At 62.7% G+C, this 14,876-nt stretch carries 9 protein-coding genes; 7 read left to right on the top strand and 2 right to left on the bottom strand.

Annotation, left to right across the window (positions count from 1 at the left end):
• Nucleotides 1–37: 37 nt before the first annotated feature.
• Nucleotides 38–691: a fructose-6-phosphate aldolase gene (gene fsa / locus F4U94_RS02585; protein WP_120249334.1), complete on the top strand. Its 654-nt coding sequence runs from the start codon at nucleotides 38–40 to the stop codon at nucleotides 689–691.
• Between the two features lie 237 nt (nucleotides 692–928).
• On the opposite strand, the gene F4U94_RS02580 is transcribed toward fsa, so the two are convergent.
• Nucleotides 929–3,901 carry an amidohydrolase family protein gene (locus F4U94_RS02580; RefSeq protein ID WP_120249335.1) on the bottom strand — a complete coding sequence of 991 codons (2,973 nt, stop codon included), beginning with the start codon at nucleotides 3,899–3,901 and terminating at the stop codon, nucleotides 929–931.
• Nucleotides 3,902–3,917: 16 nt separating this feature from the next.
• Complete coding sequence (locus F4U94_RS02575) at nucleotides 3,918–5,798, bottom strand: gamma-glutamyltransferase (RefSeq protein WP_120249336.1); 1,881 nt, start codon at nucleotides 5,796–5,798, stop codon at nucleotides 3,918–3,920.
• Between the two features lie 52 nt (nucleotides 5,799–5,850).
• Between F4U94_RS02575 and F4U94_RS24265 the strand changes: the two genes are divergently transcribed.
• The 6 genes from F4U94_RS24265 (at nucleotide 5,851) to F4U94_RS02550 (ending at nucleotide 14,873) form a co-directional block, all read left to right on the top strand.
• Nucleotides 5,851–6,012 carry a hypothetical protein gene (locus tag F4U94_RS24265; RefSeq protein ID WP_161600368.1) on the top strand — a complete coding sequence of 54 codons (162 nt, stop codon included), beginning with the start codon at nucleotides 5,851–5,853 and terminating at the stop codon, nucleotides 6,010–6,012.
• Between the two features lie 230 nt (nucleotides 6,013–6,242).
• Nucleotides 6,243–9,368 (top strand): TonB-dependent receptor domain-containing protein, encoded by a 3,126-nt coding sequence (locus F4U94_RS02570; protein WP_172598743.1) that lies wholly within the window; start codon nucleotides 6,243–6,245, stop codon nucleotides 9,366–9,368.
• A 76-nt stretch (nucleotides 9,369–9,444) separates the two neighbouring features.
• Nucleotides 9,445–11,271: a gamma-glutamyltransferase family protein gene (locus F4U94_RS02565; protein ID WP_120249338.1), complete on the top strand. Its 1,827-nt coding sequence runs from the start codon at nucleotides 9,445–9,447 to the stop codon at nucleotides 11,269–11,271.
• A gap of 768 nt (nucleotides 11,272–12,039) precedes the next feature.
• The gene (locus tag F4U94_RS02560; RefSeq protein ID WP_120249339.1) at nucleotides 12,040–12,375 is read left to right on the top strand and encodes a hypothetical protein; all 336 of its coding nucleotides are present in this window, start codon (nucleotides 12,040–12,042) and stop codon (nucleotides 12,373–12,375) included.
• 74 nt (nucleotides 12,376–12,449) lie between these two features.
• Nucleotides 12,450–13,712, top strand: coding sequence for a TolC family protein (locus F4U94_RS02555; RefSeq protein WP_120249340.1), 1,263 nt, complete (start codon nucleotides 12,450–12,452; stop codon nucleotides 13,710–13,712).
• Nucleotides 13,713–13,715: 3 nt separating this feature from the next.
• Nucleotides 13,716–14,873, top strand: a complete 1,158-nt coding sequence (locus F4U94_RS02550) for an efflux RND transporter periplasmic adaptor subunit (protein WP_120249341.1) — start codon at nucleotides 13,716–13,718, stop codon at nucleotides 14,871–14,873.
• Nucleotides 14,874–14,876 lie beyond the last annotated feature (3 nt).

Raw genomic sequence — 14,876 nt, 5'->3', positions numbered from 1 at the left:
GGGCAACGAATCACTTTTTTGCGCAAAGGGCATCCCTGTGAAATTCTTCGTCGATACCGCCGACACCGCCGACATCCGCGATCTGGCCGCCACCGGCCTGCTGGATGGCGTCACCACCAACCCGTCGCTGATCGCCAAGTCGGGCCGCAAATTCCTGGAAGTCGTCGAGGAAATCTGCGGCATCGTGGACGGCCCCGTCTCCGCCGAAGTCGTCGCGCTCGACCATGAGACGATGATGAAGGAAGCCGAAATCTTGCGGAAGATCGCGGACAATGTCTGCATCAAGGTGCCGTTGACCATCGACGGCCTCAAGACGTGCAAGGCGCTGACCGACGAGGGTACGCTGGTCAACGTCACGCTGTGCTTCTCGGCCAATCAGGCGCTGCTCGCGGCCAAGGCCGGCGCCAGCTTCATTTCGCCCTTCGTGGGCCGTCATGACGATAACGGCTTCGACGGCATGGCGCTGATCGGCGACATCCGCCTGATCTACGACAATTATGGCTTCGACACTGAAATCTTGGTCGCGTCGGTCCGTCACCCCATCCATGTGCTGGAAAGCGCCCGCATCGGCGCCGACGTGATGACCGCACCGCCGGCCGTCATCCGCATGCTGTCCAAGCATGTGCTGACCGACAAGGGCCTGGAAGGCTTCGCCGCCGACTGGGCGAAGACCGGCCAGACGATCCTGTAAATATCGTCGCAGCGGATCGGGCGCTGACATCGGCGCCCGATCCCGCCACCAAATCCATCCGGCCTATTTGCCGGTCGTCAGGGCGTTTGCGCCTGACGCCTCAGGAGGCGATGGGCTGGCGGTGACGCCCGAACATGCGCGCGTCACCGATCTGGTCAGGAACCATCGTCGCCTGTCGCTGCGGTCGCCGTCAAACAGGCATGGCGCGCCGTGCGCCATGCCCGTCCAGGCGATGCATTATTTGCGCGTGCCGCCTGCGATCAGGTCGGCGACGTCGTGGGTGACGCCGTTCACCATCACCTTTTTCACCTTGAACGTATTGGCGATATTTTCGCGCGGGTCGCCATCCACCAGCACGATATCGGCCAGCTTGCCCGGTTCGATCGTGCCTGCGTCGAGGTTGAGATCCTTCGCCGAATTGACGGTCGCGGTCTGAAGCGCCTGGAAAGGCGTCAGGCCCGCATCGACATAGGAGGAAATCTCGGCGTGCAGATTGTTGGCGATCATCGTGTCGGTGCCAGCCGTGATCAGCGTGCCCGCATCATACATTTTCTTGAGCGCTTTATACTGTCCTTCCAGCAGGGGTTTCAGCATCGCGGCCATGGGATCGTTGCCGCTGATCGTTTCGCGCGCCCAGACGGGGTAGAGGTTCATGCGGGGATCGTCGCGATAGGTCGGGTTCTTCGCCAGATAGGGGTTCATCGCGCCGAAATGGGTGGGGGTGAGCGTGCGGCCGCTGCGGCCGAACAGCTGGATGACATCTTCATAGGCCATGCCCTGCGGCCCCTGTTTGGGGGAATAGCCGCGACGGCTGGTCGCGCCCATATGTTCGGTGGCGTCCACGCCGGTGAAGGCAGCCGGGAAGATTTCATGGCCGCTGACCGGGATGCCCATCTCATGCGCGGCACGGACGATCTGCCGCTGATAGAGGTCGGGCATGCGGACATAGCTTTTGATCATGTCATATTTGAGCGCGCGCATCCGGGTGAATTCCCGTTCCAGATGGGCGGGGCTGGAGACGGCGACGCCCATCTTGTAATAGACGCGTTGCCATTCGAGCAGCGGCCCCGCGACATAGAGGCGGGGTGACAAGCGCACGCCCGATTCCGCCGCTTCGCGATCCTCCACCGCGTCATAGACCTGCGTGCCCGGATCGCGCACCGTGGTGATGCCATAAGCGAGCCATGCGCGTTCGAGGTTGGACCCGAAATCCTTTTGTGCATGGCTGTGATGTTCGATGAGGCCGGGGATGGCGGTAAGGCCGGTGCCGTCCACGAAATGCTCCGCCTTGTGCAGGGCCGGGTCGTGATCGCGGATTTCGGCGATGCGGTGGCCGTCGACGATGATGTCCTTGTCATGCTGCGTCACGTCGCGGACCGAGTCCACGAGGTTGCTGACATGGATGACGGTACGACCCGTCGGATTGGCGATGCGGTAGGTCAGGTCGAGCGGGATATCCGTGATCGCGCCGGTTTCGATGTCGATGGATTTGAGCGCATCGGCCGACTGGAACAGGATCGTCTTGTTGTCGGCCGCCCAGGTCGGGAAATAGCTGATGTCCGAGGTGTAGGCGCGTGGCGGGCCGAGCGGCTTACCATCGGCGGCGACCGGCCAGATTTTGAGCAGCCCTTCGTAGATGGCGGCCATCTTCGTGCCGTCGGGCGACCATACCGGGCCGCCGCCCGCGCGGGTGTCCATCGACATATTGTCTTCCGGTATCTGCCAGAAGGGTTTTCCCACGCCATCCGATGGGATCATGTAGATCTGGTTCGTCCCTTCGCGGAAGCTGTTGGAAAATTTGTGAGAGAGCGCGATGGCGACATATTTGCCGTCGGGCGACCAGCTGGGGCTGCCGGGCTGACCCAATGATCCCTGAAGCCGGGTGATCTTGCCGGTGGCGACATCCACGACGCAGACGCCCGCCACGCCCCAGCGGCCGTCGACGTCGATATAGGCGATGCGCGTGCCGTCATGCGACCAGGCCGCACCCAGCGGCTGGGTGTCGATGTCGGTCAGACGGCGATCCTTGCCGCTCGACAGGTCGCGTATCCATAGCTGCGGCAAGCCGCCGCCCTTGTCGGAGGTGTAGACGAGGCTCTTGCCGTCGGGCGACCATGCTGGGTCGGTGTCGAGCGCGCCGTCCTTCGTCAGATTTTCCGGCGCACCGCCCTTGGCCGACATGACATAGAGATCGCCCAGCGCGGCGAAGGCGATGCGGCTGCCGTCGGGCGAAAGGGTGGGGTGGACGATGCCCAGCGCCTTGCGCGGGGCCGTGCTGTCCCAGTCGCGTTTGGCGCGGGCATAGACGGGCTTCACGACTTCGAGCGTGGCGGCGAAGTCCACGGTGGACAGCGCCGTGCCGTTGCGGCTGCGGATCTTGCCGTCCGAGACATAATAATAGCCGCCATTCTTCCCCCAGCTGACGCGGAAGGGGAAGACATTTTCGGTGCCGCTGACCGTCTTGCCGTCGATGTCGAGATGGCTGCCTGTCGCGTCCTGCACCACATAGGCGAGTTGGCCGTCGGGAGCGAAGGAGGGGGCGTCGATCTTGCCCTCCACCTGCTTGAGCAGGCTTTCCTTTCCGTCCGCGACGGTGGTGACGTAGAGGGCGGTCTTTGCCCCATCGATGCCGGCATAGGCGATGCGCGCGCCGTCGGGCGACCAGCTGGGCAGGCGATCCTCGCGACCGTTGCTGCTGATCTGCTTCATCGCCCCGCTGGCGATGTCGAGCGTCCAGATGTCGTAATTGCCGCTGCGGTCGGACGAGAAGGCCATGGTCTTCCCGTCGGGCGACCATGCGGGTTCGCGGTCGTCATAGGCGCCGTCGGTCAGCTTCTTCATGTCGCTGCCGTCCGGCTTGATCGTCCACAGATCATAGCCGCCGTCGCGATAGGAGAAATAGGCAAGGCGGGTGCCGTCAGGCGACCAGACCGGCTGGCGCGCATCGTTGAAATAGTCGGTGATCCGGGTCGCCTTGCCGCCCTTGACCGGCACGATCCACAGGCTGCCCTGCAAATCCATCGCGACCCATTTGCCGTCGGGCGATACCGATACGGCCATGGAGGTGCCTTCATGCACGTCGAAGGCGACGGGCTTTTCCCCGCCCGGCGGCGGCAGGTTGGCGGGCGCTTTTGCAGGAGATTGGGCGATGGCGGTAGTGGCGCTTGCCGACAACAGGGCGAGTGACAGGAGCTTGATGGCGGATTTCATGGTCGCTGTATTTCCCTTACCAGCCGAAGACATAGCGTTCGCGGCGGACATCCGCCCCGCCGCGCAAGGTGCCGCTGCCCGGCACGACGCCGGTCGCGACGATGCCGGTGGACACGGCGAACGGCCCCAGCACATCGAGTTTGTGGCCGCGCGCAGTGAGGTCGTCCCGCACCGCCTGCGGCACGCGATCCTCTATCTCCAGCACGCCCGGTTCGTCCTTCTTGATGCCGAAGGAGCCATGGAAATGGTTGGAATTGATGCGGGGCGCCTCGATCGCGGCCTGAAGCGGCTGACCGAAGGCCAGGACGCGCAGCAGGACGTTCATGATCTGCTGATCCTGATTGTCGCCGCCCGGCGTGCCGATGGCCAGATAGGGCGCGCCGTCCTTCAATACCATGGAGGGCGACAGGGTCGTGCGGGGGCGCTTGCCGGGTGCCAGAACATTGGGGCTGGCGGGGTCGAGGTCGAAGACGGTGAGGCGATTGCTCATCGGCACGCCGGTGTCGCCCGCGACATAGGCGCCACCGAGCATCCAGCCGCTGCTGGGGGTGCAGGAGAAGAGGTTGCCGTCTTTATCGACCACTTCGATCGCGGTCGTGTCGGCGGTGGGCTTGGGCGGAGCCTTGAGCATGTGCGGCGTGAAGACGGGCGTCTTGCGCGTCTTGCCCTCATACGCCCATGGATCGCCGAAACGATGGTCGAGCGACGCCTTCGGCCCGATCTGTTTCGCGCGGGCGGCGGCATAGTCCTTCGACATCAGCCCCTTCATGGGCACGGTCGCGAAATCGGGATCGCCGAAATACATGTTGCGATCGTCGAAGGCGAGTTTGATCGATTCCGCCACCGTATGGAGATATGGGGCGGACCCCGGTTCCATCGCCGCGATGCCGGCCGCTTCGGCGATGTTGAGGGCCATCAGCATGGCCGGACCCTGGCTCCAGAAGCCGGCCTTGTACACCTGATAGCCGAACACATTGGTCATTATCGGGGTTTCGATTTTCCCCTTATAGGTTGAGAGATCCTCATAGCGCATCAGGCCGCCGTCGCGCTCCATGGCGGCGCCGATGCGGCGGGCGATGCCGCCCTTGTAGAAGGCGTCGCGTCCGGCCTGGATGGCGGCCTTGCGGTCCTTGGTCTTCGTAAATGCTGCCCGGTCCGCCTCCGCGATGGTGCGCATGGTGCGGGCAAGGTTGGGCTGACGGAAGATCTCTCCGGTCTTGGGCAGTTTGCCGCCCGGATAATAGGCGTCGTAGGCGTCCTTATATTTGGACGTCGCCTTTTGCTGGCTGACGAAGACTTCGGCCAGGAAATTATACATGACGAAACCATCTGCCAGTTCAATGGCGGGCTGCATCACCTGATCCAGCGTCATCGTGCCATTGAGTTGTAGTGCCAGCGCCATGGCGTCGACCATCGCGGGGACGGTGCCGCCATTGGGGCCGTTGCCGGGGATGACGCCGGCGGCGGCGAACTTGTCCGGCGTGGCGAGGCCGGGGGCGACGCCCTGACCGCTCACGAGGGAGATTTTCTTCGCCTTCGCGTCGAAGATGATGGTCGGCGCTTCGCCACCGAAGCCGAAATGCGAGATTTCGGTGACGGCCGCGGCGAACACCGCCGCGACCCCCGCGTCGGTGGCGTTGCCGCCCGCCATCAATATGCGCGTGCCCGCCGCCACCGCATAATGGCGACCGGCCGCCACGATGCCGAAATTGCCGACGATTTCGGGACGAAGCGTCTCGCCGGCACTGACCAGCCTGGTCGGCTCGATCGCCGCCTTCGGCTTCATTTCTGTCGTCTGTGCCTGGGCGGATGTTGCCGTGCCCAGCGCCGCCAAACCACCTGCTGCCATCGTCGCGAAGTCGCGCCGGCTCAATCCCTGCTTTTCGGTATCGCTCATCAGTGAAAATCCCCTGTGGTCGGCATTGGAGGTGCAGCCCGAGGGAAGACGCGTGCCTGCCGACGTCATTCATAACGCGCAAGTCGCCCAGATCCTCCACCTGCCGAAGAAAATTGAAATATTACAAAATATTTCAAAATTCATGGCGGAAATTTCGCGTTCATTTGTTTTACATGAAGGATCGTACGTAATTGCGGATGTTGCGTCCGACTGACTTTGCCGCTGTGAGGGTAGTGGCAATCTAGGCAATCCGTGCCGGGAGAGAATGCCGGAACTCCAGTTTTCGGGAGGGTCCGCCAATGCAAGCTCTGAACCAACGTCAATTGTGGCGGCCGTCTTTCAATTTTCGGCGCCCTTATTTCGCGCCATCCCGATCGCTGAACTGAAAAGGTCTCGCGTCGGGAGGGTCGGCGCATGTGCTTCATAACAGGGGAAGAACGAACCATGAGCAGTAGCAGGAAGACAATAGTCGCGCTCGCAGGTGTCAGTCTTTGGGCATTGACGGCCGGCACGGTACAGGCACAAGGCGCCAACGACGTCGCGCCACAGGCCGACGAACCGCCCAGTGCGGAAATCGTCGTGATCGGTTCTCAGATCAGGGGCGCAAACACGGCCGGGGCATTGCCGGTCAGCATTGTGGGCGAAGACCAGATCGAAGCGGTCGCGGCCGTATCCGGCGCGGATCTTTATCGATCCATCCCACAACTTGGCGGCGTCACTTTCAATGAACAGGTACTGGGTGGCGGTAATGCGAATGCCGCGCGCGGCGACGTTTCGACCGTGTCCTTGCGCGGCCTTGGCCAGGGCAATACGCTGCTCCTGATCAATGGCCGCCGTACCGTATTGCACCCGACGTCGCAGGCGATCACGGGTGTCGTCGATTCCGGCGTGCCGACATTCGGCTATAATGCCAACACCATTCCGGTCGGCAATATCTCTCGTGTCGAAGTGCTTCGCGACGGGGCCGCGGCGCTATATGGATCGGATGCAGTCGCGGGCGTCGTCAACAACGTCCTCAACTCCGATTATAAAGGCGCTAAGTTCGACGTTCAATATGGCGGCGCCGAAGGGACCAATCTTCGCGAATTTCAGGCCAATGGTCTTGTCGGTTTCGATTTCAACGAAGGACGCGGCAATATCTCGATATTCGGCGGCTATGCGCAGAAATCGAAATTATATCTGAGCGATCAGGATTATACCGCCAGCGTCGACCGTCGTGGTTATGTGGCCGGAACTCCTTTCGCCAATGTCGCGGCATGGAACGGCACGGCTACGGCTACGCCATGGGGCACGTTCCGGGTCGTTCGCCCCGGCGGCGGCGCGGTGTTCCTGAACCGGACGCTGACCAGCAACGGCACAGCCTTCACGAACAGTTCCGGCCAGTTTCATATCCAGCCCAGCGCCAATGCAGGATGTCGCATCGCGTCGGGCACGCCCAACACCTGTTATGACGACGGCAATGGCGTGACGGAAATGTCGGGCGCGGATTCCAATCTTCGTTTCAATTCGCCCGCGACCTTCGACGACCTGACCGTGCAGCCATCGGTCAAGCGTATCAACATCTTCTCTTATCTGAACTATGAACTGTCTGACTCGCTGTCTTTCTTCGGCGAACTCGGCTTCTATCGTGGCAAGACCAGCTCGACCATCGGGGCGCCCGGATCGCTGGCCAATATTCCGATCACCGTGGCGGCCAATGCCTATTGGAACCCGCTTGGGCCTGTTGGATCGCCCAATCGCCTGCCGGGGCTGGATCCCGCGGTCGTCCCGGTAACCGGCCTGCCGATCCAGATCACGTCGCTGACTTACGCCGATGTGGGGTCACGCAAGGTGGACGTCACCAATTACCAATATCGGTTCCTGGGCGGCCTGCGCGGCAATGTCGGCAATTTCGAATGGGAATCGGCGGGCCTTTATAATTGGGCGACCGCTGCGGACACGCAGGAAAATTTCTCCAACACGTTGCTTCAGGCAGCCATCAATCGCACGACGTCTGACGCTTACAATCCCTTCAACGGCGGTTGCGTCAACACGCCATCGGTCGGCGATTGCACGCCCAACAACCAGGCGACGATCGACAGCTTCATGATAGAGGCCACCCGCAAGACCCGCACGTCGCTGGCCTTGTGGGACTTCAAGGTGTCGAATGCCAATCTGCTGGGTTTGTGGGCGGACAATAGCATCGGTGTCGCGGCCGGTATCGAATGGCGCCGCGAAACCTATCACGACAATCGCTCGACCTATCAGGGCGGCATTGCCGGCGTTGATACCACCTATACCGACGCCGTCACCGGCGTCTTCTACGGTTCGGACCTTGGCGGTGCCAGCCCCAGCCCGGACGTGCGCGGCAAGCGCAACGTGAAGTCGGCCTATGCCGAACTGGCCATCCCGATCTTCAGCCCGGAAATGAACATCCCGATGTTCCGGCGCCTGAATTTCCAGCTGGCCGGTCGGTACGAGGATTATAGCGACGTCGGATCGGTCGCCAAGCCCAAGGTCGCGGCGTCGTGGGAGTTGCTGGAAGGCATGATGTTGCGCGGTTCGTGGAGCCAGGGCTTCCGCGCGCCGAACCTGGAAGTCATCAACACGTCCACGCTGGATCGCGTTAATGGCGGTTTCGACTATGTGCTGTGCGACGCCGACGTCCGCGCCCGCCGCGCGGCCAATTTCTCCAGTGCCGTCTGCAACGTGTCGGTGCTGCGTCGCAGCGGCGGCAACCCCAATCTGAAGCCTGAAGAATCCACCAGCTGGAGCTTTGGCGCGGTCTTTTCTCCGCAACTGGGCGATGGCCTTGGCAAGGTCACCTTCACGGTCGATCGGTGGAAGATCCAGCAAAAGAATGTCGTAGGTCTGCTGGACTATCAGAATGCGCTCAATCTCGATTATCTGATGCGCGTTCAGGGGAGCAGCAATCCCAATGTCATTCGCCGTGATCCGACGGCGGACGATATCGCGCGGACGAACGGCACCGGCCTCGCGCCCGTTGGCGAACTTCTTTATGTCATCGCCAACTTCCAGAACCTGCTGCCGGTCACCGTCCAGGGTATCGATTTCAATCTGGACTATGTGCTGCCCAATACCGGGATTGGCAGCTTCTCGCTGAACGTCAACGCATCGCGCCTGATCAGCTATTTCGTCGATGCGCCTGCCGGTGTGCAGCAGGTGATTGCCGGACAGGCGGCCGGTCAGATCAACGCCGGTGTGCCGATCCAGGGCGGTGGCGACGTCATCGGTCGCGACGGCCAGCCACGCTGGCGCATATCGGCGACCTTTGACTGGTCGCTGGGTCCGTGGAAGCTAGGCGCCTTCACCCAATATATCGACAGCGTCTATGAAAATGGCGTGCGCGATGCGGCGGCCAATCCCTGGACCGTGAAGGGACAGACTACCGTCAACCTCTATGGTCAGTACACGATCAAGAATGACGGGCCGTTGAACGGCACGACCATCCAGATCGGTGCGCGCAACATCTTCGACAAGGATCCGCCGCTTTCGTCGGGCGGCTATCTGTCGAACCTCTACCAGCCGCAGGCGCGCTACTGGTATACCAGCCTGAAGAAGGTCTTCTGAAGACTATGGTAAAAGGATGCGGCGTCCGCCGGGATGCTGCGCCCTTTCTCTCCTGCGATCAAGAAAAGAGACTGATATGCCCTTGGACCGTCGGGAACTCATCGCCGCCGGCTTGACCGGCGCCTTTGTCGCTGCTCTGCCGGCACGCGCGCTGGCCCAGTCGGGGAGCCGGGCGCCCGATGCCCCCCGGACCGGCAGCGCCACCGTTGCGGCCCATCGTGTCGAGGTACCCATGCCCAACGGCGGGGTCACGGCCGGGCACCCGCTGGCGGCCATGGCGGGTACACGTATGTTGATGCGGGGCGGCACGGCGGCCGACGCCGTGGTCGCGGCCATGGCGGTGATGAATGTCGTGGAACCATGGGCATCCAGCGCGGGGGGCAATGGTTTTGCCACCTGTCTGGATCGCAAGGCAGGCAAGGTGCATTCGCTGGCCTTCACGGGCGCTGCGCCGCGCCTGCTGGACCCCCAAGGCGATCCCAAGGCGCTGGACCATGGGCCCAAGGCGCTGGCCGTGCCGGGCGCGTTCGGTGGCTGGATCGCGCTGGCGCGAAGATTTGGCAAACTGCCTTTGTCCACCTTGCTGGAGCCGGCGATCGGCTATGCACGCGACGGTCATCCGCTGGATGCATCGATCGCCAATTTCATCACCCGCGCGCGCAAGACGCTGGCACTGTATCCCACCAGCGCGGCCATCTTTCTGCCCGCCGGGGAACCGCCTGCGCCGCGGTCGCTGTTCCGCAATCCCGATCTGGCCAAAACATTCCAGGCGCTGGCTGATGCCGAGACGGCCGCGCTGAAAGGCGGCTTGGACCGGGACCGGGCCTTGCAGGCGGCCTACGACTATTTCTACACCGGGCCGATCGCGCAGGAATTTGCACGTTTCTCGACCCAGACGGGCGGCTGGCTGCGGCTGGACGACCTCAAAGCCTATCAGCCGCGATGGAGCGATCCGGTCACCACCAATTATCGCGGACTGGATGTTCATGCCAGCCCGCTGACATCGCGCACCGGGCTGGAGCTATGCGAGCAGCTGAATCTGGTGGAGGGGTTCGATCTGGCGACTTTGCCCGCCGACGGGCTGCGGCTGACGCATCTGTTGATCGAGGCGATCAAGGTCGCGAAAGCGGATGTCTATCGCTATGCGGCCGATCCTGCCTTTGCAAAGGTGCCGGTCGACATGCTGCTGTCCAAGGCGTTCGCGGCGCAGCGGCGCAAACTGATCGATCCCGCCAAGGCGGGCGTCTATCCCGAAGGTGCGCGGATTGCGGGCTTTGACCAGGCGACATGGCGTTCACGGGATGAAGATCGGACGCGGGGCGGAGACACGACGAGCCTGTCGGCGGTCGATGCGGACGGCAACGCCATCGCGGTCACGACGACGGTGGGCGGCGGCTTCGGCACGTTCCTGGTGATGGGCGACACCGGCATCCTGTTCAACAACGGGCTGCGGGTGGGGTCTTCCGCGCCCTATGCGGGGCATCCCAACGCCGTCGCGCCGGGCAAGATTGCATTGCTGGGCAATGGCCCCACGATCGTGCTGGACAAGGGGCGGCTGAAGCTGGTGTTCGGATCGCCAGGCGGCGAGACGATCGGCCAGACGCAGTTCCAGTTTCTGGTCAATGTCGTCGACCGCGGCATGTCGATACAGGCAGCGATCGAGGCGCCGCGCTTCGCGCTGGATGCGGACCCCAATTTCTACAAGGCGGGCGCGGCGATCACCGTGCAGGCGGAAGGACGTTTCGCCGACCCGGTGCTGCAAGGGCTGGGCGCGATGGGGCACCGGGTCGAGCAGGTCGGTCCCTATGCCATCGGCAGCGTGCAGGGGATATTGGCCGATGCGTCGGGCGCCCGCATGGGCGGGGCTGATCCACGCCGCATGGGCTATGCCGTGGGCTTCTGAAGCGGCACGGCGTGGCCCTGTATGTACGGAAAGGCGAAGATGGGCGCGCGCTCGAAATCGGCCATTCTTGCATCCCAGAGGATCACGAAAATGAACTGAAGGAGCAGTCTTACTGACAACCGACAAGTTGTGTCGGTTGTCAGCAAGACTGCTCCTGACCCCCCAGAGTTTCCGGTGCTTTTGTCATCAGAGGATCACGGCTGATTTTCAACTTCTGCTCCTCTGGAAGGGGGGCATTGTCAACTTCTGCTCCGATCCTTGTTTTATGGGCGCGGCAAAGGGGTCTGCTGGCGGACAAGTGTCGCTGGCGGCCATGCCGACAAATCAGATTCACGAAGATCGCGGCGAGGTCCGGGGTAGATCGCGGACACGTTCGGCGCTCAGCGGCATCATATCAATGATGACGAATGACGGAGCGCTTCTGAGGTCCATGTAGGCATTGCCGATGAAGCGGCCTCACAAAGCCTCTGCCTGATGTGCTGTGTTATTCCGATGGTTCTGTAATGCCCATAAGACGGGGGTTGGCTATTTTGGCAAATTGCGCCTTGTGTCTGGGCTGGTATGTAAATTTATTCGGATGATACTTATCGGCGCCATGATGTATATTCGATCGCATCATAGTTTAGGTAAAGTTAATCCGTGATGATATGGTGTATCAGTGCGCTATCATGGCACAATGATCTGATGTAACATTCAGAAACAGTCCAATATGCCGCGATTTTACTTTTGCAGATGACATTCTGCGGAAAGCCTACTATGTAGCCTGTCATGCGCCGCTTGGGACGTTTCCTGCTCTGCCTGATTTCGTTGTCCATGCTGACGACGACGATGGTGCATGCTCAGGAAGTTCCTAACGCTCAGGCGCCCACGATCGAATGCTCCGGTTACGTGCATAGCGATGGCGATGCCGACCAGACGCAGGGTGATGCCGACAAGGGCATGCCGCACCATCATGGTGGTTGTCAGGGCGCTCCGGCGTTTGTGCCGGCTTCGGCCAGCGATGATGTGCTCCCCTCCGCGGTGAACGCTCCTGCGTTCATTCCTGCGCCGATCCCGTCCAAGCGCTGGGCCATCGGTCCCGACCTACGCCCACCCATAGCCTGACAGAGCCATAGTGGACCGTTGCGCCTGAATTCAGGCCGCCGGTCGTCCATGACTCGTGTTCAGGATTCCTATTCATGTTCCGATCCATTGCAGCCTTATTGGCTGCCGTGTCCTGCGTCGCTGTGGCGCAGGCACAGGAGATGCCCGCTGCGGTAGCGGGGGCATCACCCTATACGCTTGATCAGGCGGTTGCCGCCGCTGGTGGCAGCGCCCCGGCGGCTGAAGCCGCGCAGGCCAATGTCGAAGCGGCCCGCGCCGCACGTACCGTCGCTGGTCTTCGTCCCAATCCCACCGTGCAGACGCAGGTGGAGAATATCGCAGGAAGCGGACCGTATCGCGGCGTTGGTAGCGCCGAGTCGACGGTCAGCATGGCTGTTCCCATAGAACTGGGTGGCAAGCGGTCCGCACGCATCGCGGTCGCTAATGCCCAGACCGACAAGGCGCTGCTAGTCTCGGCGATCACGCAGGCAGACATCAGGCTGCAGGTCACGCAGCTGTATATCGAAGCGGCTGCTGCCGAACGGCGTGTCCAGACGGCGCGCGATCAGGCGCGCATAGCCGGCGACGCCGCGAACGCTGCGAGTGTACGGGTAAAGGCCGGGCGGGCCTCTCCAATCGAGGAGCAGCGCGCCAATGTCGCGAAGATCAACGCCGATGCCGAACTGGTTCGGACTATCCGGCTGGCACAGGCCAGCCGCGCTAATCTCGAGCGTCGGATTGGGCAACCGATGGGCGGACCGCTCGATACGGCTTGGTTGGAGCGCTTGCCACGTGGCTACGGTCCCGAAGTCCCACCGAGCGCGGTAGGTACGCTGGCCCTGGCTGCCGCAGACGCGGACCTTGCCGTAGCTGATGCCAATGTCCGACTCGCCAATTCTCAACGAGTCCCCAATCTCGAAGCTGGCCCCGGTTTACGCAGGCTGTCAGCCACCAACGATACGGCCCTGATCTTCACGGTCACGATGCCTATCCCGATCTTCAATTCGGGCAAGGCGGCTGTCGCGCAGGCTCGCGCGCAGCGCAATCAGGTGGAAGCCCAGAAGCGTATGACGGCACTCGACGTCGAGCAGGCCATCACCGACGCGCAGACATCGGCATCGAATGCCGCAGTCACTGCACAGACGGCTACTGGTCCTGCCCTTGAGGCAGCTCAGGAAGCGGCTCGTATTGCGCGCATCGGCTATCGCGAAGGCAAGTTCGGCCAGCTCGATCTGCTCGATGCCGAACGTACGCTCGCCCAGACGCGCCTCGCGGCCATCGACGCGCTCGCCTCTTACCAGAATGCCCGCGCGCAGCTGGAGCGCCTGACAGCGCCCGCGCCGGAACAGGGGAACTGATCCATGACATCTAAGAAGATCATCTACGCCGCCTTGCCCCTGTCCCTGATGCTGGCGCTCGCCGCTTGCGGAAGCGGTGCCGAGGAGAATCCGTCCAACGACGCGGCACCCGCTGCTGAAGCAAAGGCAGGGGAGAAAGCCGAAGAGGGCAAGATCACGCTCTCGGCCGATCAGATCGCATCGGCTGGCATTCAGACGGCGCGCCCGATGATGGGCGGCTCGGGCACGATCGAGCTCCCCGCTACCATCGATGGCGACCCTCAGGGCACGCAGGTGGTATCGGCCGCGATCGGTGGCCGCGTGGTTTCGCTGACCCGTAACCTTGGGCAGTCGATCGGTCGCGGCCAGACGCTTGCCGTGATCGAGAGCCGCGAGGCCGCCTCGCTCAACGCCGAGACCGAAGCTGCTCGCGCACGGCTGTCTCTGGCGAACAGCAATCTCGCCCGCGAACAGCGTCTGTTTTCGCAGCGCGTCTCGCCTGAGCAGGATCTCATCGCTGCACGCACCGCAGCGACCGAAGCCCGCATCGCCCTTCGTCTGGCGCAGCAGCAGGTTTCTGCTGCGGGCACGGGTGGCGGCGGCCTCAATCGCATCGGCATCGTGGCGCCTATGTCGGGTCAGGTTATCGGCCGCAGCGTGGTGCTGGGGCAGACGGTCGCGGCGGATGCTGAATTGTTCCGCGTCGCCAACCTTTCGAGCGTGTCGCTTTCGCTCAACCTGCAGCCGCAGGATGCGGGCCGGGTGCGTCCGGGCGCAACGGTGAATATCAAGGCAGCTGGTCGACAGGCGACCGCGAAGGTGACGTTCGTGTCGCCGGCGCTCGATGCCAATACGCGACTGGTTCCCGTCATCGCGACTCTCGACAATCGTGATGGCCTCTGGCGCGTCGGCGAGCCGGTTACGGCATCGGTCGCGCTCACCGGCAGCGGCGGCGATGGCGCGATCCGTGTGCCGCTGACTGCCGTGCAGACGGAAGAGAGCCGGTCGGTCGTCTTCGTCCGGACCAAGACCGGGTTCCAGGCAACCGCCGTCCAATTGGGCGACAGTGCCGGCGACAGCGTGATCATCAAGTCGGGCCTGAAGGGCACCGAGGAGATCGCCACCGTCAATAGCTTCACGCTCAAGGCCGAACTCGGCAAGAGCGAAGCCGCGGAGGACTGAGCC

Source organism: Sphingobium limneticum, assembly GCF_008710155.1.
Classification (GTDB): domain Bacteria; phylum Pseudomonadota; class Alphaproteobacteria; order Sphingomonadales; family Sphingomonadaceae; genus Sphingobium; species Sphingobium limneticum.
This window is presented reverse-complemented; position numbering and strand designations above follow the sequence as displayed.